At 67.1% G+C, this 16,981-nt stretch carries 20 protein-coding genes; 12 read left to right on the top strand and 8 right to left on the bottom strand.

Translation table 11 applies throughout. The annotated features are described in order from the left end of the window. Positions 1–32 precede the first annotated feature (32 nt). Complete coding sequence (gene ykgO / locus ACZ1JS_RS09235) at positions 33–158, top strand: type B 50S ribosomal protein L36 (RefSeq protein WP_055755695.1); 126 nt, start codon at positions 33–35, stop codon at positions 156–158. A 278-nt stretch (positions 159–436) separates the two neighbouring features. On the opposite strand, the gene ACZ1JS_RS09230 is transcribed toward ykgO, so the two are convergent. From ACZ1JS_RS09230 to ACZ1JS_RS09215, 4 genes are all read right to left on the bottom strand, one after another. Beyond that, complete coding sequence (locus ACZ1JS_RS09230) at positions 437–850, bottom strand: hypothetical protein (RefSeq protein ID WP_465165817.1); 414 nt, start codon at positions 848–850, stop codon at positions 437–439. Further along, a complete protein-coding gene (locus tag ACZ1JS_RS09225; protein ID WP_465165816.1) occupies positions 847–1,635 on the bottom strand; it encodes an arginyltransferase in 789 nt (262 codons plus the stop codon). Before ACZ1JS_RS09225 ends, ACZ1JS_RS09230 begins: the two co-directional genes overlap by 4 nt. Before the next feature lie 100 nt (positions 1,636–1,735). Beyond that, a complete protein-coding gene (locus ACZ1JS_RS09220; RefSeq protein WP_465165815.1) occupies positions 1,736–2,137 on the bottom strand; it encodes a GFA family protein in 402 nt (133 codons plus the stop codon). Next, a complete protein-coding gene (locus tag ACZ1JS_RS09215; protein ID WP_465165814.1) occupies positions 2,134–3,375 on the bottom strand; it encodes a threonine ammonia-lyase in 1,242 nt (413 codons plus the stop codon). Before ACZ1JS_RS09215 ends, ACZ1JS_RS09220 begins: the two co-directional genes overlap by 4 nt. Before the next feature lie 93 nt (positions 3,376–3,468). Here ACZ1JS_RS09215 and ACZ1JS_RS09210 point away from each other — a divergent pair, with 93 nt between their 5' ends. From ACZ1JS_RS09210 to ACZ1JS_RS09195, 4 genes are all read left to right on the top strand, one after another. Beyond that, on the top strand, positions 3,469–4,443 hold the full coding sequence (locus ACZ1JS_RS09210) for an SDR family oxidoreductase (protein WP_465165813.1): 975 nt from the start codon (positions 3,469–3,471) through the stop codon (positions 4,441–4,443). Between the two features lie 164 nt (positions 4,444–4,607). After that, on the top strand, positions 4,608–5,474 hold the full coding sequence (locus ACZ1JS_RS09205) for an NAD(P)-dependent oxidoreductase (protein WP_465165812.1): 867 nt from the start codon (positions 4,608–4,610) through the stop codon (positions 5,472–5,474). Next, a complete protein-coding gene (locus ACZ1JS_RS09200; RefSeq protein ID WP_465165811.1) occupies positions 5,471–7,144 on the top strand; it encodes an amidohydrolase in 1,674 nt (557 codons plus the stop codon). The genes ACZ1JS_RS09205 and ACZ1JS_RS09200 overlap by 4 nt, the downstream gene beginning before the upstream one ends. 68 nt (positions 7,145–7,212) lie before the next feature. Then, positions 7,213–7,881, top strand: a complete 669-nt coding sequence (locus tag ACZ1JS_RS09195; protein WP_465165810.1) for a L,D-transpeptidase family protein — start codon at positions 7,213–7,215, stop codon at positions 7,879–7,881. An 86-nt stretch (positions 7,882–7,967) separates the two neighbouring features. On the opposite strand, the gene ctrA is transcribed toward ACZ1JS_RS09195, so the two are convergent. After that, positions 7,968–8,669, bottom strand: a complete 702-nt coding sequence (gene ctrA / locus ACZ1JS_RS09190; RefSeq protein ID WP_056450531.1) for a response regulator transcription factor CtrA — start codon at positions 8,667–8,669, stop codon at positions 7,968–7,970. Between the two features lie 150 nt (positions 8,670–8,819). Next, complete coding sequence (locus ACZ1JS_RS09185; RefSeq protein ID WP_465165809.1) at positions 8,820–9,722, bottom strand: LysR family transcriptional regulator; 903 nt, start codon at positions 9,720–9,722, stop codon at positions 8,820–8,822. Positions 9,723–9,814: 92 nt separating this feature from the next. On the opposite strand from ACZ1JS_RS09185, the gene ACZ1JS_RS09180 reads away from it, so the two are divergent. Together ACZ1JS_RS09180 and wrbA are read left to right on the top strand one after the other, a co-directional pair. After that, positions 9,815–10,513: a pirin family protein gene (locus ACZ1JS_RS09180; RefSeq protein ID WP_465165808.1), complete on the top strand. Its 699-nt coding sequence runs from the start codon at positions 9,815–9,817 to the stop codon at positions 10,511–10,513. A 19-nt stretch (positions 10,514–10,532) separates the two neighbouring features. Next, a complete protein-coding gene (gene wrbA / locus ACZ1JS_RS09175) occupies positions 10,533–11,135 on the top strand; it encodes an NAD(P)H:quinone oxidoreductase (RefSeq protein WP_242116641.1) in 603 nt (200 codons plus the stop codon). 30 nt (positions 11,136–11,165) lie between these two features. Here the strand turns inward: wrbA and ACZ1JS_RS09170 are convergent, their stop codons facing one another. Beyond that, positions 11,166–11,888, bottom strand: a complete 723-nt coding sequence (locus ACZ1JS_RS09170) for a Crp/Fnr family transcriptional regulator (protein ID WP_465165807.1) — start codon at positions 11,886–11,888, stop codon at positions 11,166–11,168. Between the two features lie 215 nt (positions 11,889–12,103). On the opposite strand from ACZ1JS_RS09170, the gene ACZ1JS_RS09165 reads away from it, so the two are divergent. Then, positions 12,104–13,096 carry a glycoside hydrolase family 43 protein gene (locus ACZ1JS_RS09165; RefSeq protein ID WP_465165806.1) on the top strand — a complete coding sequence of 331 codons (993 nt, stop codon included), beginning with the start codon at positions 12,104–12,106 and terminating at the stop codon, positions 13,094–13,096. Positions 13,097–13,286: 190 nt separating this feature from the next. On the opposite strand, the gene ACZ1JS_RS09160 is transcribed toward ACZ1JS_RS09165, so the two are convergent. After that, on the bottom strand, positions 13,287–14,072 hold the full coding sequence (locus ACZ1JS_RS09160) for a M15 family metallopeptidase (protein ID WP_465165805.1): 786 nt from the start codon (positions 14,070–14,072) through the stop codon (positions 13,287–13,289). A 74-nt stretch (positions 14,073–14,146) separates the two neighbouring features. Between ACZ1JS_RS09160 and ACZ1JS_RS09155 the strand changes: the two genes are divergently transcribed. The 4 genes from ACZ1JS_RS09155 (at position 14,147) to ACZ1JS_RS09140 (ending at position 16,949) form a co-directional block, all read left to right on the top strand. Beyond that, complete coding sequence (locus ACZ1JS_RS09155; RefSeq protein WP_465165804.1) at positions 14,147–14,800, top strand: RluA family pseudouridine synthase; 654 nt, start codon at positions 14,147–14,149, stop codon at positions 14,798–14,800. 1 nt (position 14,801) lies between these two features. Further along, positions 14,802–15,227, top strand: coding sequence for an alternative ribosome rescue aminoacyl-tRNA hydrolase ArfB (arfB, locus tag ACZ1JS_RS09150; protein WP_242116636.1), 426 nt, complete (start codon positions 14,802–14,804; stop codon positions 15,225–15,227). A gap of 57 nt (positions 15,228–15,284) precedes the next feature. Continuing rightward, positions 15,285–15,767, top strand: coding sequence for a GAF domain-containing protein (locus ACZ1JS_RS09145; protein WP_465165803.1), 483 nt, complete (start codon positions 15,285–15,287; stop codon positions 15,765–15,767). 105 nt (positions 15,768–15,872) lie between these two features. Further along, a complete protein-coding gene (locus ACZ1JS_RS09140; protein WP_465165802.1) occupies positions 15,873–16,949 on the top strand; it encodes an RcnB family protein in 1,077 nt (358 codons plus the stop codon). The last annotated feature ends 32 nt before the right edge of the window (positions 16,950–16,981 follow it).

Raw genomic sequence — 16,981 nt, 5'->3', positions numbered from 1 at the left:
GAGCGGCCCTTTTGCCGTTTGAGAGCCGTGACATGAAGATCGTCAATTCGCTGAAGTCGCTCAAGGATCGTCACCGGGACAACCGCGTGATCCGCCGTCGCGGCCGTATCTACGTCATCAACAAGACCAACCGCCGCTTCAAGGCCCGCCAGGGCTGATTCGCGGTCGGTGCGGCCCGATCGGGCCGTGCTGGTTTGTGATTTGGAAGGGCATCCGATCCCATAGTGGATCGGGTGCCTTTTCGCGTTGGGGGTTTAGCAAGCTTTCCGTCATCCCAGCGCAGGCTGGGATCTCCCGGGGATGGCGTGGGACAAGCGCCGCGAGAGGCCCCAGCCTTCGCTGGGGCGACGTTTCAGGTCAGCTGAATCAGACGTTAGCATGTATCGCCCCGGCGTGCGCGGGGGTGACCATTCGGGACACGCTTTGGGAACGTGCCTTAGATCATCCCTTGTGACGCGGAACTGCGCGGCAGTTTGAGCGGCGAACAGGCGATCAGCACGCGCAATTCCCCGCTCGATCCGAACGGACGGGTCGCGTGGCCGGCCGGCACCTTCGCCAGCTCGGCGCGGAGCGGTGCGGGAAGGGCGGCATAAGCGACGTTGGGGCGCGAGGTGAGGGTGCCGGAAAAGATTCGGTCCTGCTTGTAGCGCGCGGCGATCCGCGCGGCGTCGGGGCAGGCGCGGATCGTGCGGGTGTCGGCGGTGAAGGTCGCGACGGCCCGGGTGCGCTCGGCCGGGGTCAGCGTTTCGGGGAGGCGGACTTCGAATTGCAGGAGGTCGACGCGGCGTTGGTCGAGCATTGGTCTCCCCGCCTGAGCAGCGAAGGCCAGCGCGACCAGCGTCGCGATCATGCCGGGACCGCCGTCCCGGCCGTTCCGACCGCCGCCGCCGCGGCCGCCGTCGCGTCGTCGAGCAGCGTCCAGCCGGCCGGCCCGAGGATCTCCAGCGGGCGGAACTTGGTCTTGTAGGTCATGCGCGGCGACCCCTGTACCCAATAGCCGAGATAGACATAGGGCAGGCCGGTCGCGCGCGCACGACGGATATGGTCGAGGATGATGAAGGTGCCTAAGCCCGCGCGCGCCTCCGGATCGGTTTCGAAGAAGCTGTAGACCATCGACAGCCCGTCGGCCTGTTCGTCGGTGATGCACGCGCCGACCAGCCGGCCGGGCACGCCGTCGACCGCAGGCTCGCGATATTCGATGACCCAGGACGTCACCGGCGAATGTTCGACCATGTCGGCAAAGTCGGTTTCGTCCATCGCGGTCATGCCGCCGCCGGGATGCCGCGCGGTCAGATAGCGGCGGAGCAGGCGGAATTGTTCGTCGGTCGCCCATGGCTTGCACGCGCGAATGTCGAGATCGGCGTGGCGGCGCATCAGCTTGCGCTGGGTCGCGTTCATCGTGAAGTCGCTGGCGACGACCCGGACCGAGACGCACGCGTTGCATCCGACGCAACTGGGGCGATACGCGACCGACTGGCTGCGACGAAACCCGATTCGCCCGAGCGCATCGTTCAGTTCATCGGCATGCGGGCCGTTAAGCTCCGTAAAAACCTTCCGCTCCTGCCGCCCGGGCAAATAGGGGCAGGGCGCGGGCGAGGTTACGAAGAAGCGGGGGAAACGAAACGGCGCGGTCACCCAGGGTTCCTTCGATCGGTCATGCCGGTTGGCATAGCGCCGAAAATATGGCGATTATCCTAACCGACGAAAAGTCGCTTCGCGATGATTTCGTCGGCGCTCAGAAGGCGGGCGGCCCCTGCCGATGCCGGGGCAGATCGTCGCCCAGGACCAGCCAGCGTTGCTGCGCCTCGGTCCAGATATGATCGGTCGGCTGGAAGCGGTCGGGGTCGTCGACGCTGCCGAGGGTCAGCCCGATCGTGCCCGCCGAGTCGCGGCGCGAGAACAGCGTCGTGCCGCAATTCGGACAGAAGCCGCGCAGCACGCCGGTGTCGCCATCATACCAGCCGACCGGACCCTCGATCGCGGTCGCGGCCAGCGGCACCATCACCCGCGCATAAAAGGGCGAGCCGGTCGCGCGCTGACATCGGCGGCAATGGCAGGCGCGGACGTTGATCACCGGCCCGTCGCTCCCATAGCGACACGCACCGCACAGGCACCGGCCGGTGATCCTGTCGCTCATGCCAGTTCGACCGGGCTTACTTCATAGCCGCCCGCGCGCAGCCCTTCGATCAGGCGGTCGAGATGGTCGCGGTCGCGCGTCTCGCATTCGATGTCGGTGATGAGGCCCTTCGCCGGCAGCGTGGTGAAGACGCGCTGGTGATAGACCTCGATGATGTTGACGGTGTGTTCGTGGAAGATCTTGGCGACGTGGAACAGCGCGCCGGGGCGGTCCTGCAGGCGGATGCGCAGCCGGGCGAGGCGGCCCGACCGCGCAAGGTCGCGCAGCAGCACGTTGGCGAGCAGGCGGGTATCGATATTGCCGCCGCACAGCACGATGCCGACGGTCTTGCCCTTGAACCGCTGCCCATGGCCGAGCAGCGCGGCGAGGCCGGCGGCGCCGGCACCCTCCACTACCGTCTTTTCGATCTGGACCAGCAGGCTGACCGCCTCTTCGAGCTGCCGTTCGCTGACCAGCACGATGTCGTCGACCAGTGCCGACACGACCTGCGCGGTCAGGCCGCCGGGCTGCTTGACCGCGATCCCCTCCGCCAGCGTGTCGCCGGCGCAGTCCATGGCGGTGCCGTGCAGGCGATTGTACATCGACGGGAAGAGTTCGGCCTGCACGCCGACCACCTCGATATCGCGCCCGGCGGCGCGGGCGACGGTCGCCATGCCGCTGATGAGGCCGCCGCCGCCGATCGGCACGACCAGCGTGTCGATGTCGGGCACGTCCTCCAGCATTTCGAGCGCGACGGTGCCTTGCCCCGCCATAATGCGCGGATCGTCGAACGGATGGACGAAGGTCAGCCCCTGTTCGGCCTCCAGCTTCAGGGCATGGGCATAGGCGGCGTCGAACGTCTCGCCCTCCAGCACCACGGTCGCACCGTGGCTTTGGGTCTGCATCACCTTCACGGTCGGAGTCGGGCGGGGCATGACGATCGTGACCGGTACGCCGAGTCGGTTGCCATGATAGGCAAGGCCCTGCGCATGGTTGCCGGCCGAGGCGGCGATCACGCCCTTGGCGCGGGTGGCCTCGTCGAGTTGCAATAGGGTGTTGAGCGCGCCGCGTTCCTTGTAAGCGGCGGTGAATTGAAGGTTTTCGAATTTCAGATAGACGGTCGCGCCGGTCAGGTCGGACAGCGTCCGGCTGATGAGCGTCGGCGTGCGCACGATCGAGCCGCCAATACGCATCGCCGCCTGACGCACATCGTCGACGGTGAGGGGCAGGGCGGGCGAAGCGATCGGGTTGGTAGCCATCGCGGGCGCGTAGCCGATTTGGTACCAAAGGGGAACCCGTCGACCCGGCGCGCGTCTGCTTGAGCGACGTTGCTCCAGCCGGAAAGCCGAACCATGACCGAGACCGATCGCCGCACCTTCGTGGCGGGTGCCGCCCTTGCCGGGATAGCCGCCAGCGCCGCGCCCGCCGCCGCGCAGGGGACGAAGCCGACCACCGCCGCTGCCGCCGCCTATCCCAAGCCGCCCTTTCCGGTGCAGCGCCAGCCCTGGCCGGGTCTCGCGTCAAAGATGAATCCGCGTCCCGACCATGGCGAGCAAAGCTACAAGGGATCGGGGCGGCTGGCCGGCAAGAAGGCGCTGATCACCGGCGGCGACAGCGGCATCGGTCGCGCCGCCGCGATCGCCTATGCCCGCGAAGGCGCCGATGTCGCGATCAATTACCTGCCGGCCGAGGAACCCGATGCGCGCGAGGTCGTCGAACTGATCCGCGCGGCGGGGCGCAAGGCGGTGGCGATCCCGGGCGACCTGCGCAACGAAGGCTTTTGCCGGCAACTGATCCAGCAGGCGGCGTCGCAGCTGGGCGGGCTGGACATCCTCGTCAACAACGCCGCGCGGCAACAGACCAGGCCCGATATCGCGTCGATCTCCTCGCAGGATTTCGACGATACGATGAAGACCAACGTCTATGCGCCGTTCTGGCTGACCAAGGCGGCGGTCGAGCGGATGGGGGCGGGCGGCGTCATCATCAACACATCGTCCGAACAGGCCGGCGATCCTTCGCCGGATATCGTCGATTACGCGCTGACGCGGGCGGCGGTGCTGAACTTCACCAAGGCGATGGCCAAGCAACTGGCGGCCAAGGGCATTCGGGTGAACGCGGTCGCGCCGGGTCCGTTCTGGACGCCGTTGCAGGTCAGCGGCGGCGCGACGCCCGAAAAGCAGCAGAGCTTCGGGAAGAGCAGCCCGCTGGGCCGGCCGGGGCAGCCGGCGGAGATCGCCGGGCTGTATGTTTCGGCGGCGGACCCGTCGAACAGCTTTTCGACGGGGCAGATTTTCGGGGCGACCGGTGGCGGTGGGCAGCCGGGGTGAGGTATTCCGGCGACGTACGTCATCCCAGCGCAGGCTGGGATCTCCCGGTAACGGTTCGGGACAGGAGCCGCGGGAGACCCCAGCCTGCGCTGGGGTGACGGGCGTGGTGGGCGGGGGAATTCCCCTCTTCCTTACAGCCGCCTAAGTCCATAGACCGCAGGCCCATGGCAAAACTCGCATTCATCGGCACCGGGGTCATGGGCGCGCCCATGGCCGGGCACCTCGTTTCCGCCGGCCATCAGGTCACCGTCTATAATCGCACCCGCGCCAAGGCGGCGGCATGGGCCACGCAGCATGGCGGCGATGTTGCCGAAACGCCGGCGGCGGCGGCGCGAGGGGCGGATGCGGTATTTGCCTGTGTCGGCAATGACGACGATCTGCGGCAGGTGACGCTGGGCGAGGACGGCGCGTTCGGCGCGATGCAGGCGGGCGCGCTGTTCGCCGATCATACCACCGTGTCGGCGGCGATCGCGCGCGAACTGGCCGAGGCGGGGGCGGCGAACGGGCTGCTGGTGCTCGACGCGCCGGTGTCGGGCGGACAGGCGGGCGCGGAGAATGGCAAGCTGTCGATCATGTGCGGTGGCACGGCGGAAGCCTTTGCGGCGGCGGAACCGCTGATGCAGGCTTATGCCGCGCGGATCGTTCATGTCGGCGATGCCGGTGCGGGGCAGACGACCAAGATGGTCAACCAGATCTGTATCGCGGGCGTGCTGGGTGGGCTGTCGGAAGCGCTGCGGTTCGCGCAAGGCTCGGGCCTCGATCTCGACAAGGTATTGGAAGCGGTGTCGGGCGGGGCGGCGCAGAGCTGGCAGATGGTCAATCGCTGGCCGACCATGGCGCAGGACCAGTTCGATTTCGGCTTCGCGATCGATTGGATGCGCAAGGATCTGGGCCTCGCCCTCGACGAATCGCGGCGCAACGGCGCGACGCTGCCGGTGACGGCGCTGGTCGATCAATTCTATGCCGAGGTGCAGGCCATGGGCGGCGGACGGCAGGATACCAGCGCGCTGGTGCGGAGGATCGCGAAATGATCCGCCATGCCCTGACCGTCGCGGCGCTGCTGCTCGCCGGCACCGCACAGGCCGACGGACTGGTCGATAACATCAACGGCGTCGCGCTGGATTCGCAGGGGAAGGTGGTGCGCTTCGGCGGCATCCTGATCGATCGCGAGGGCAAGGTCGTCCGGCTGGTGCCCAAGGGCGAGAAGGCGCCGAAGAAGCTCGACTGGCGCAGCGACATGGGCGGAAGGACCGTGATGCCGGGCATGATCGACGCGCACGGCCATGTGATGTCGCTGGGCTATCGCGCGCTCGAACTCGACCTGTCGAACACGAAGTCGTTGGCCGATGCGCAGGCGGCGATCCAGTCCTATGCGCGCGGCAACGGCAACCGGCAGTGGATATTGGGCGGCGGCTGGAATCAGGAGGCATGGGGGCTGGGACGTTTCCCGACCGCCGCCGAACTGGACGCGGCGGCAGGCGACAAGCCGGTGCTGCTGGAACGTGCCGATGGCCATGCGGTGTGGGCGAACAGCGCGGCGATGAAGGCGGCGGGGATCACCGCGAAAACCGTTGCTCCGGCGGGCGGACGCATCGAATTGCTGCCGAACGGGCAGCCATCGGGCGTGTTCGTCGACAATGCCGCCAGCCTGTTCGATGCCGCCAAGCCCAGGCCCAGCCCACGCGAACGCAATGCCGCGTTCCTGAAGGCGCAGGACATGCTGTTGTCGAACGGCATTACCGCGACGGCGGACATGGGGACGTCGGTCGACGACTGGCTGGTGTTCCGGCGGATGGGCGATATCGGCCAGTTGCGCGTGCGGATCATGAGCTATGGCGCGGGCCTCGAAACGGCGCTGACGGTCGCCGGGGCGGGGCCGACGCCGTGGCTTTATGGCGACCGGCTGCGCATGGGCGGGATCAAGCTGTACGCCGATGGCGCGCTGGGATCGCGCGGGGCATGGCTGAAGGCACCCTATGCCGATGCGCCCAAGCAGAGCGGGCTGTCGTTCATCAACGATACGACGCTGCTGAACCTGCTGAGCCGGGGCACGATGGATGGGTTCCAGTTCGCGATCCATGCGATCGGCGACCGGGCCAACCGGCAGGTACTGGACGCGATCGACGAACTGGCGTCGTCGTACAAGGACGATCGCCGCTGGCGGATCGAACATGCGCAGGTGCTCGATCCGGCCGATCTGCCGCGGCTGGGCAGGAACGGGATCATCGCGTCGATGCAGCCGGTCCATGCCACCGGCGACCGGACGATGGCCGAGGCGCGGCTGGGGCCGGCACGGCTGACCGGGGCCTATGCCTGGGCGACGGTGTTGCGCGATGGCGGGCGGCTGGCGTTCGGATCGGACTATCCGGTCGAGCATCCGAACCCGTTTATCGGCTGGGCGGCAGCGTTCACGCGCGAGGATGCGAACGGCCAGCCGCCGGGCGGGTGGCGGCCCGAGGAAAAGGTGACGCGGGAACAGGCGTGGAAGGCGTTCACGCAGGATGCGGCGTTCGCCGGGTTCGCCGAGCAGCGCTTCGGGTCGTTGCTGCCGGGGCAGAAGGCGGATTTCCTGGTGGTCGATCGCGATCCGGTCGCGGCGAGCCCGGCCGATTTGCGCGCGACCAAAGTGATCGAGACATGGGTCGGCGGGTACAAGGCATGGCCGCTGGACGAGAAGGCGAAGGCGGCGGCGGGGCGGTAAATCCTCCCCGTGCCGGGGAGGATTTGGTAAGTTCGATCGTGTAGGTCGGTCGTCGGATGGGAGAATCGATGCAGGTTGGCTGGCGGGCCGGAGTAGGAATCGCGTTGCTGGTCGGCGTCGCGGGGGCGACCGCCGGCGGGGCGGCGCTGTTGCTGCGCGCCGAGCCGGTGGCGCCGCCAGTTCCGATTCGCGTTGCTCCGGTGGCCAATGCGCCGGTCGTGCAGGCGAAGCCGATGCCTGCGCCCGCAGCTTCGCCGTCACCGATCGCCCGGCCGGAAGCGATGGTCGTCCGCCGCGTGCTGCCGATCGAGGGGCCGTTCACCCATGGCCGCTGGGTCTGGGACGAGGCAGGGGCGCCGGCGGTGGGTCCGCTGGTCGTCACCATCGACCTCGATGCGCAGGTGCTGTCGGTGTTTCGCGACGGCTATGAGATCGGCGCGGCGGTGGTGCTGTACGGTGCCGACTGGAAGCCGACGCCGCTGGGTGCGCTGAAGATCACCGAGAAGGACGCCGACCATGTCAGCAACCTGTACGGCGCGCCGATGCCGTACATGTTGCGGCTGACCAATGACGGCATCTCGATCCATGGCAGCGACGTGCAGGAAGGCGCGGCGACGCATGGCTGTATCGGCGTGCCGACCGCGTTCGCGAAGAAGCTGTTCGCGGTGGCGCGGCTGGGCGACCGTGTCATCATCACCAACGGCAAGCGATTGGCGATGGGCGGGGCGATCACGTAACGTCGGCGTGGTTTCGTCCGGCCCCCAAATGAACATGCCCCGGCGTTTGCCAGGGCATGTCGGAAATCGGGGGTGGTACGCGATCGTCAGGCGACGGCGGCTTCGCCCATTTCGTCAGGTTCGCGCAGCACATAGCCGCGGCCCCAGACGGTCTCGATATAGTTCTCGCCTTCGCAGGCCATGCTGAGCTTTTTGCGCAGCTTGCAGATGAAGACGTCGATGATCTTGAGTTCCGGTTCGTCCATCCCGCCATAGAGATGGTTGAGGAACATTTCCTTGGTCAGCGTCGTGCCCTTGCGCAGCGACAGCAGCTCGAGCATCGCATATTCCTTGCCGGTCAGGTGAACGCGCGCGCCGTCGACGTCGACCGTCTTGGCGTCGAGGTTCACCGAAAGCTTGCCGGTGCGGATCACCGATTGCGAATGCCCCTTCGACCGGCGGACCACGGCGTGGATGCGGGCGATCAGTTCCTCGCGGTGGAACGGCTTGGTAACATAATCGTCCGCGCCGAAACCGAACGAGCGGACCTTCGAATCCATTTCGTCGATGCCCGACAGGATCAGGACCGGCGTCTGTACCCGCGCCACCCGCAGTTTCTTCAGCACGTCATAGCCGTGCATGTCGGGCAGGTTCAGGTCGAGCAGAATGATGTCGTAATCATACAGCTTGCCCAGATCGAGGCCTTCTTCGCCGAGATCGGTCGTGTAGATATTGAAACCTTCGGTCGTCAGCATGAGCTCGATCGCCTTGGCGGTCGTCGGCTCGTCTTCGATCAACAGCACGCGCATCGGCAGTCCCCCGTTTCGCGGCGCACATTTCACCCAGCGCGCGACAAAAACATTAACGTAAACACCTCTGAACGCAAAAGGTTAATTTCTAACTAATGGAAAACGTTTCGTGAAATCCGTTGGTTAAGCGAAACGTCCTGAGTTCCTTGGCTAATCGCGCGGACAGGCGTTGCGGAACCGGGCGGAAAGAAACTCGATCAGCACCGCCACGCGCGCGGGTCGCAGCGTACCGGGCGGGGTCAGCAGGTGAAGCGCGACCGCACCGCTCGACCAGTCGGGAAGGATCGCTTCTAGCCGGCCGGCGGCGATATCGGCATCGACCAGAAAATCGGGCAGGCGCGCGACCCCCAGCCCGAGGCGCAGCGCGGGCAACATCGCCTCGCCATTGTTCACCGCCAGCGGACCGCCGGGGCGGACGGTGACTTCCTCTTCGCCCCGGCGGAAATGCCAGAGCGCATTGGGCAGGTTGGTATAGCGGAAACAGGCATGGCGCCCGAGATCGGCGGGATGGGTCGGTCGGCCATGTTCCTGCCAATAATCGGGTGCGGCGACGACGCGCACCGCGACCGGTCCCAGCCGCCGGGCGCGCAGCGAACTGTCGGGCAGTTCGGCGATACGCAGTGCGATGTCGATGCCGTCGGCGACGATGTCCACCTTCGCATCGGACAGGGTCAGGTCGATCTCGACGCCGGGATGCGCCTTCAGGAACTCGGCAATGGCCGGGGCGACATGCGTCTGGCCGAACGACATGGGTGCGGCAACGCGGACCAGCCCGGTCGGTGCGGCGGCGGCATCGCGCGCCTGTTCCTCCGCCGCCTGCGCCTCGGCAAGAATGCGGCCGGCGCGCTCGGCCAGCGATTGTCCGGCGTCGCTGAGCGTCAGCCGGCGCGAGGTACGGTGGAACAGGGTGGTGCCGAGCGATGCCTCCAGCCGGGCGACGGCCTTGGACACCGTCGCCTTCGACACGCCGATCGACTGCGCGGCGGCGCTGAACGAGCGGTGCTCGACGACGCAGGCGAACATCGCCCAGGCTTCGAAATCGGGGAGCCGCATATATCCTCCGCTGCGAAACGATAGGTTTCCGACGTTTCCATTTACGTCATGATTGCGGCGCTTATCTTTGGGGTCAAGCAAGGAGATCGACGATGATCGACAAACGTGACTTCAACAGCCTCGGCCATGCCGATCACGGATGGCTGAACGCGCGGCATCATTTCAGCTTCGCCAATTATTACGACCCCAAGCGGATGGGCTGGGGCGCGATCCGGGTGTGGAACGACGACGAGATCGCCGCGAACAGCGGGTTTCCGCCGCATCCGCACAAGGACATGGAGATCATCACCTATGTCCGTTCGGGCGCGATCACCCATCAGGACTCGATGGGCAACAAGGGCCGGACGGCAGCGGGCGACGTCCAGGTGATGAGCGCCGGCACCGGGGTACGCCACGCCGAATATAATCTGGAGGCGGAGACGACCCGCATCTTCCAGATCTGGATCGAACCACGTCAGAAGGGCGGCGCGCCGGCATGGGGTGCGAAGCCGTTCCCCAAGGGCGAGCGGTCGGGCAAGTTCGTGACGTTGGCGAGCGGTTTCGACGAGGACGACGACGCGCTGCGCATCCGCGCCGATGCCCGGGTGCTGGGCGCGACGCTGAAGGCCGGCGAAAGCGTGGAACATAGCGTGGGCGCAGGGCGTCACGCCTATCTGGTCGCGGCAACCGGCGCGATCACCATCGACGGGGTCGCCTTCGAGGCGCGCGACGGCGCCGCACTGTCCGGCGGGCAGACCGTCACCATCACCGCGACGCAGGACGCCGAAATCGTCCTGGTCGACAGCGAATAACCAACGGGAGTATCGCCGCATGGCCAAGGTATTGGTGCTTTATTATTCGTCCTACGGGCATATCGCGAAGATGGCGGACGCCGTTGCCGAAGGCGCCCGATCGGGCGGCGCCGAAGTCGATGTCCGCCGGGTGCGCGAAACGGCCCCGGACGAGGTCGCCAAGTCGGCAGGCTTCGTCGTCGCCGATCATCACGCATTGCTGACCGACCCCAACGAACTGACCAATTATGACGCGATCATCGTCGGCACCGGCACCCGTTATGGCCGGATGTCGAGCCAGATGGCGGCGTTCTGGGACACGACCGGCGGCGTGTGGGCGAAGGGCGGACTGGTCGGCAAGATCGGTGGCGCCTTCACCTCGACCGCGACCCAGCATGGCGGGCAGGAAACCACGCTGTTCTCGATCATCACCAACCTGATGCATCATGGGCTGACCATCGTCGGGCTCGACTATGGCTATGAAGGCCATACCGGACTGGACGAGGTGAATGGCAGCACGCCGTACGGCGCGTCGACCATCGCCGGTGGCGACGGCAGCCGCCAGCCGACCGAGATCGAACTGGGCGGCGCCCGGCATCAGGGCAAGCGGATCGCCGAACTCGCGGCCAAGGTGTTCGGATAAGTCGGATGGGGCGGCCTGCGGGTCGCCCCTTCACGCCTCCACTCGCGCGTCGAGGTGCAGGTAGCGCGGGTCGAATTCGGCCGCGTCCTGCAGCGCATCGATATCGTGGATCGTCATCTTGCGGCGGCAGAGCGACAACAGCCCCTCCGCCCGCATCCGCTGCAACACGCGATTGACGTGGATCGGCGTGATGCCGAGCGTGTCGCCAAGCTGTTCCTGCGTCAGCGGCAGGTCGAACGTGCCGTTTTTCGCCAGACCGACCTGACACATGCGCAGCCACATCTCGCAGAACAGATGGGCCATGCGGGTGTAGGAGTCGCGCTGGGCGACGTTGACCAGCCATTCGCGCGAGATCGCTTCGTCGACCAGCGCCGACCACCAGAAGCCTCGCGCCAGGGCCGGATAGCGTTCGGTCAGGTCGAGGATCACCTGTTTCGGGATCGCGGCGACCCGCGCGTCGCCGAGCGCGCGGATCGAATGGTCCATTTCCTCAAAGATAAAGATGTGCGGGTCGCACAGGTCGCCCGGGATCAGATAGGCGAGAATCTGACGCTTGCCATCGGGTAGATCCTTGTAGCGGCAGGCCCAGCCGTCGAGCAGCAGGAAGACTTGTTCGGGACGGTCGCCGATGCGGATCAGGTCTCTCCCGCCCCGAACCGTGAAGGTGTTGCGACAGAGTCGGTCGAGCGCTTCGGCATCCTCCGGCGTAAAGTTCGCGAAGCTGGCCAATTTTATCGTCAGCGGGTTGGACATGCCGTCCTCCTCGGTGCCGCGAGACCCAATTGGTCCGTAGCGTACCGACTAACCCAAAGCAGGGGCGGGGGCTTCGTTCCGGCATCGGATCGAAACGTGGCGTGGATGCGACGAACCGTTTGACGGCGAAACGAAATATCCCCTCCTCGATCGAAGCTGTTGGAATGGTAGCGCTATCGGCTATCATCGCGCGAAAAGAACGATGGGAGAGGCATGTGCGCGCATTCGGATGGACGGCATTGGCTTTGGCGGCAATGGCGGGGGTCGCGTCGGCGCAGGAGCGGGCGGCACCGGTAGCGGGCAGCAACCCGATCATCCGCGACAAGTTCACGGCCGATCCGGCACCGCTGGTCGTCGGCGATCGCCTGTATCTGTATGTCGGGCATGACCAGGCGCAGCGGGACGAGATGTTCAACATGCGCGAGTGGCTGGTCTATTCGACCACCGACATGCGCCACTGGACCGACCACGGCCCGATCATGAAGGTCGCCGATTTCAAATGGGCGAAGGCCGATGCCTGGGCCAGCCAGACGATCTACAAGAACGGCAGATACTGGTTCTATGCCGCGGTCGAGCATGACAATAGCCATCCGGGCAAGGCGATCGCGGTCGCGGTGTCGGACAAGCCGACCGGGCCGTTCGTCGATGCCAAGGGATCGGCGCTGATCACCAACCAGATGACGCCGAAGGGCACGCATAGCTGGGAAGATATCGACCCGACCGTCTTTACCGACAAGGACGGGACGACCTGGATCGCATGGGGCAACCGGCAATGTTACATCGCGAAGCTGAAGCCCAACATGATCGAGATCGACGGGCCGATCACCGAGATCACGCCGCCGCATTTCGAGGAGGGGCCGTGGCTGCATGAACGGAACGGCACCTATTACCTGACCTATGCCTCGCTCGACCGGTCGAAGCATCGTGACGAGCGCGTGTCCTATTCGACCGCGCCGTCGATCAAGGGGCCTTGGACCTATCGCGGCGAGCTGACGGGGTCGGGGAAGTACAGCTTCACCATCCATCCCGGCATCGCGCAGTTCAAGGGCGACTGGTATCTGTTCCTGCATAATGCGACGCTGGCGATCGGCGACATGAACGGCGCGATCGGGCGGCGGGCGGTGACCGTCGAGCGGCTTTATTACAACGCGGACGGGACGATGAAGCCCGTGGTGCAGACCGATGCGGGGGTTACTGCGGCGAAGTAGGAAGAATGGGTTCGCGCAGAGGCGCGGAGGCGCGGAGAGGCTCGATAGTGGCGACCGGCCCGCGAACGGCAGACCGGGGCTGTTGCTGCTACGAAGATGCGGCCCGCTGGCGCGGGTAAGATCCCTGCACGCGGAACGCCTCCGCGTCTCTGCGCCTCCGCGTGAACCCATTTCTTCTGTTCTTGTTAGATCACTCGACCTTCGGTTCGGCCGGAAACCGCGTCCGCGCAGTCGCGAACATGGTCCTTGCCGGCGTCGCGCCGGCTTCGCTGGCCGCCGTGCCGACCCAGCGCCAGTGCCAGGGTTCCCATTTCACCTGTTGCTTGTTGCCCGCCGGGAACGACATTTCGAAGCCGAAGCGGGCGGCGTTGGCGCGGAGCCAGCGGCCGGCGGGGGTGGCGCCGAAACACCCTTCCGCATTGCAGGCGGGCGCGGTCGCGCTGCCGAAGTCGACGACATAGCCGGTCGAATGTTCGCTGAACCCCGGCGGGGCGGAGGCCCATGCGCGTTCGGCGAAGCTGCCCGATCCGTCGGGGCCGATTCCGCCGCAGAAGGTGAGCTGCTGGAGCGCGACCGAGCGGTGGCACGATACCGCGCGCAGCGTGCCGGCGATCGCCGGGTCGGCATCGGCCGCGGCGAGCAGGCGGGTGAGGTCGGGCAGCATCGCCGGATGAATCCTGCACGATCCGCCGAGCGCGGGCGGGGCGTCGACCAGCGCGGTTGCCGGCATGTCGGGATAGGGGAAGTGATTGAACAGGCGGCCATCGGCGGTGCGCTGCACGGTGCCGCGCCCGCACAGTGCGACCGGGCCGGTGACCGGTGCGGGCGCCGGTGGTGCCGCGACAAATGGCGGGGCGACCGGGGTCGGTGTCGCTACCGGGGTCGGCACGGCGACGGGCGCAGGGGCTTGCTGGGCCGCCGGTGCGCAGGCGGCGAGCGGGGACAGGACACAGGCAAGGACGAAGGATCGACGCACGATGGTCTCCGGCTGGGGCGGTTGACCGCGCGAGCGCACTGGCACGGCGTCGCCAACGATGGCAAGGGAGGCAAATGCTCGACGACCTAGTCCTGTTCATCGATGGCGAAGCGATCGTCCTCGACAAGCCCGCCGGCCTGCCGGTCGATCCGCCGCGCGACGGATCGCCCAGCATCGTCGCGCGTGCCGACGAACTGCGCTTCACCTTTCAACGCGAACCGACCCCGGTCCACCGGCTCGACCGCGATACCAGCGGCTGCCTGTTGCTGGCGCGCAATCCCAAGGCGCATGCCCGGTTCCAGCAGGCATTCGAACAGGGCCGGGTGACCAAGCGCTATCTGGCGATCCTCGACGGCATTCCGAAGGGCGAGTCGGGCGAGATCGACATGGCGCTGGCGAAGGTCAGCAGCGTCGAGGAAGGCTGGCGCATGGTCGGCGATGCGAAGGGCAAGCCGGCGCGGACCAACTGGCGCGTGGTGCGGACGATCGGCGACCGGGCGCTGGTCGCGCTGTTCCCGGAAACGGGGCGTACCCACCAGATCCGCGTGCATATGGCGGAGGGGCTGGGCTGTCCGGTGGCGGGCGATCCGGTCTATGGCCGGGGCGGGCGCAATGGCATGTTGCTGCATGCGGCCGGGCTGATGGTGCCGCGCGACAACAAGCCGGCGATCGACGTCACCGCGCCATGGCCGCGCAGCTTCGTCGCGGCGGGGTTCGACGAAATCTAACGTGCCGCGCATTCCGATCACCCGGTCGATTTCGATCGATAGCGGCGAACTGGTCGAAAGCTTTACCCGGGCGTCGGGACCGGGCGGGCAGCATGTCAACACGACCGACAGCGCGGTGCTGTTGCGCTTCGACGTGGTGGCGTCGCCGGGATTGCCCGAGGCGGTCAAGCATCGGCTGGCGGTGCTGGCCGGATCGCGGCTGACCAAGGACGGCGTGCTGACGCTGCGCGCCGATGCGTCGCGATCGCAGGAGATGAACCGCCGCGAGGTGCGCGAGCGGCTGTTCGAACTGATCCGCGAAGCGACGATCGTTCCGAAGAAGCGCCGCGCGACCAAGCCGACCAAGGCGTCGCAGGTGCGGCGGGTCGATGCGAAGAAGGGCCGCTCACAAGTCAAGGCGGGGCGGGGAAAAGTGCGGTTCGACTGAATCCCCTTGTGATTGGGGAGGATTGGAACGTGGCTCCGTTCCGCCTACATCGCGGGCATGTACCAGTTCGACATTGCCACCGGCGCCAAGGGCGACCTGTACCGTGACCTGCTAAGCGCGCTCGACGCGCTGACGGGCGATGAGAGCGACGCGATCGCCAATATGGCCAATGCGTCGGCGTTGCTGATGCAATATCTGCCCGATCTGAACTGGGCGGGTTTCTATCGGTTGGTCGGCGACGAACTGGTGCTCGGGCCGTTTCAGGGCAAGGCGGCGTGCATTCGCATCGCGATGGGGCGCGGCGTGTGCGGCACCGCGGCGGCGTCGCGCGAAAGCCAGCTGGTGGCCGACGTTCATGCATTTCCCGGCCATATCGCCTGCGACGCCGACAGCCGCAGCGAACTGGTCGTGCCGATCGTAGTCGGGGATCGGTTGATCGGCGTGCTCGACCTCGACAGTCCGCTGCCGGGACGGTTCGACGACGCCGATCGGGCAGGATGCGAGGCGCTGGTCGCTTTGCTGGCGCCGCGCATCGGCTGACCCGGCGCGGGACGGCGCACGCATGGGCGGCGGATTGGCCGGGAACCGGGCGGCGTGATAGGGTTTCGACCTTCTATCTTGCCGTTCAGGGAGTTTTGTCGGCCGATGCGAACGCCATCCTATGCCGCCGCCGTCGCGCTGCTCGCTGCGTCCGGCCTGACCGCCGGCGTCGGCCAGGCGCAGCCGGTGGGGCAGGCGCCCGAGGCGCTGCCGCGCGGGCCGGCGGTGCAGGCCGGCGCGCCGCGCGTGAACCTGCCCGGACCGCGCTGGGGCGGGAAGGTGCGCGGGCGCTGGGTCGGCGGCCAATATGCGCCGGGCGGCTGGGCGGCGTATCGCCCGCCGGTGCGCGGCTGGGTGTTGCCGCGCTACTGGGTCGCGCCGAACTTCTTCATTCAGGACTGGCCGGTCTATGGCCTGAGCCGGCCGCAGCCGGGTTATGGCTGGTATCGCTATTATGACGATGCGGTGCTCGCCGATCGCGACGGGCGTGTGTACGACGTGCGCAGCGGGCTCGACTGGGATGCGCGCGACGACGGACGCTATGTCCGCGACGATCGCGCCTATGAACGCTATGCCGCCGAGCGCCGCGACGACGGTGTCGGCGGTGCGGTGATCGGCGGCGTCGCCGGGGCGGTTGCCGGCAATGTCATCGCCGGACGCGGCAACCGGCTGGGCGGAACGGTGCTGGGGGCGGGGATCGGTGCATTGGCCGGTACCGCGATCGATCGCGCCGAAGATCGCCGTGCCCCGCCGCCCCCGCCCCCGCCGCAGCCGGGCTATGGCGCGGACTATCCGATGCCGTATGACGATGTGCCGATCGCGCCCGACGACGGTTATTATGACGGCTATGACGACGCGCCGGTCGCACCCGATGTCGTGTTCGGGCCGATGCGCGAGCAGGTGCAGCCGATCGGGCCGCCACCGCCGCCGCGCACCCGCTATGTCGAGCGGCATATTGGTGCGCCGCCGGTCGCGCGCAGCTATACAACGACGACCACGACCACCGAGGGGCCGGAAGCGGGCTATATCGCCAACGGCTATTACTACCCGCCGCGCACGGTCACGACGGTGACGGTCGAGCATCCGTCGGTGGTCACGACGACGACCGAGGAGGTGGTGACCTATGCGCCGCGGCGTGCGGTGCCGCGGCGGGTGGTCCGGTCGAAGACGCTACGGCGATAGGGTTCTCGACGGGCGCTTCGCGACAGGCTCGA

The organism is Sphingomonas sp. BL-S-05, from assembly GCF_055521695.1.
The sequence above is the reverse complement of the archived record's forward strand: the minus strand, read 5'-3'. Positions and strand labels throughout refer to the sequence as shown.

Excerpts from the sequence above, each read along its gene's own strand:
- ACZ1JS_RS09195 (WP_465165810.1), top strand. The coding sequence starts at position 7,213 with ATGCAGGTTGGCTGGCGGGCCGGAGTAGGAATCGCGTTGCTGGTCGGC.
- ACZ1JS_RS09210 (WP_465165813.1), top strand. The coding sequence starts at position 3,469 with ATGACCGAGACCGATCGCCGCACCTTCGTGGCGGGTGCCGCCCTTGCC.
- ACZ1JS_RS09145 (WP_465165803.1), top strand. The coding sequence starts at position 15,285 with ATGTACCAGTTCGACATTGCCACCGGCGCCAAGGGCGACCTGTACCGT.
- ACZ1JS_RS09220 (WP_465165815.1), bottom strand. The coding sequence starts at position 2,137 with ATGAGCGACAGGATCACCGGCCGGTGCCTGTGCGGTGCGTGTCGCTAT.
- ACZ1JS_RS09185 (WP_465165809.1), bottom strand. The coding sequence starts at position 9,722 with ATGCGGCTCCCCGATTTCGAAGCCTGGGCGATGTTCGCCTGCGTCGTC.
- ACZ1JS_RS09180 (WP_465165808.1), top strand. The coding sequence starts at position 9,815 with ATGATCGACAAACGTGACTTCAACAGCCTCGGCCATGCCGATCACGGA.
- ACZ1JS_RS09200 (WP_465165811.1), top strand. The coding sequence starts at position 5,471 with ATGATCCGCCATGCCCTGACCGTCGCGGCGCTGCTGCTCGCCGGCACC.
- ACZ1JS_RS09205 (WP_465165812.1), top strand. The coding sequence starts at position 4,608 with ATGGCAAAACTCGCATTCATCGGCACCGGGGTCATGGGCGCGCCCATG.
- ACZ1JS_RS09215 (WP_465165814.1), bottom strand. The coding sequence starts at position 3,375 with ATGGCTACCAACCCGATCGCTTCGCCCGCCCTGCCCCTCACCGTCGAC.
- ykgO (WP_055755695.1), top strand. The coding sequence starts at position 33 with ATGAAGATCGTCAATTCGCTGAAGTCGCTCAAGGATCGTCACCGGGAC.
- ctrA (WP_056450531.1), bottom strand. The coding sequence starts at position 8,669 with ATGCGCGTGCTGTTGATCGAAGACGAGCCGACGACCGCCAAGGCGATC.
- ACZ1JS_RS09230 (WP_465165817.1), bottom strand. The coding sequence starts at position 850 with ATGATCGCGACGCTGGTCGCGCTGGCCTTCGCTGCTCAGGCGGGGAGA.
- ACZ1JS_RS09155 (WP_465165804.1), top strand. The coding sequence starts at position 14,147 with ATGCTCGACGACCTAGTCCTGTTCATCGATGGCGAAGCGATCGTCCTC.
- ACZ1JS_RS09140 (WP_465165802.1), top strand. The coding sequence starts at position 15,873 with ATGCGAACGCCATCCTATGCCGCCGCCGTCGCGCTGCTCGCTGCGTCC.
- wrbA (WP_242116641.1), top strand. The coding sequence starts at position 10,533 with ATGGCCAAGGTATTGGTGCTTTATTATTCGTCCTACGGGCATATCGCG.
- ACZ1JS_RS09170 (WP_465165807.1), bottom strand. The coding sequence starts at position 11,888 with ATGTCCAACCCGCTGACGATAAAATTGGCCAGCTTCGCGAACTTTACG.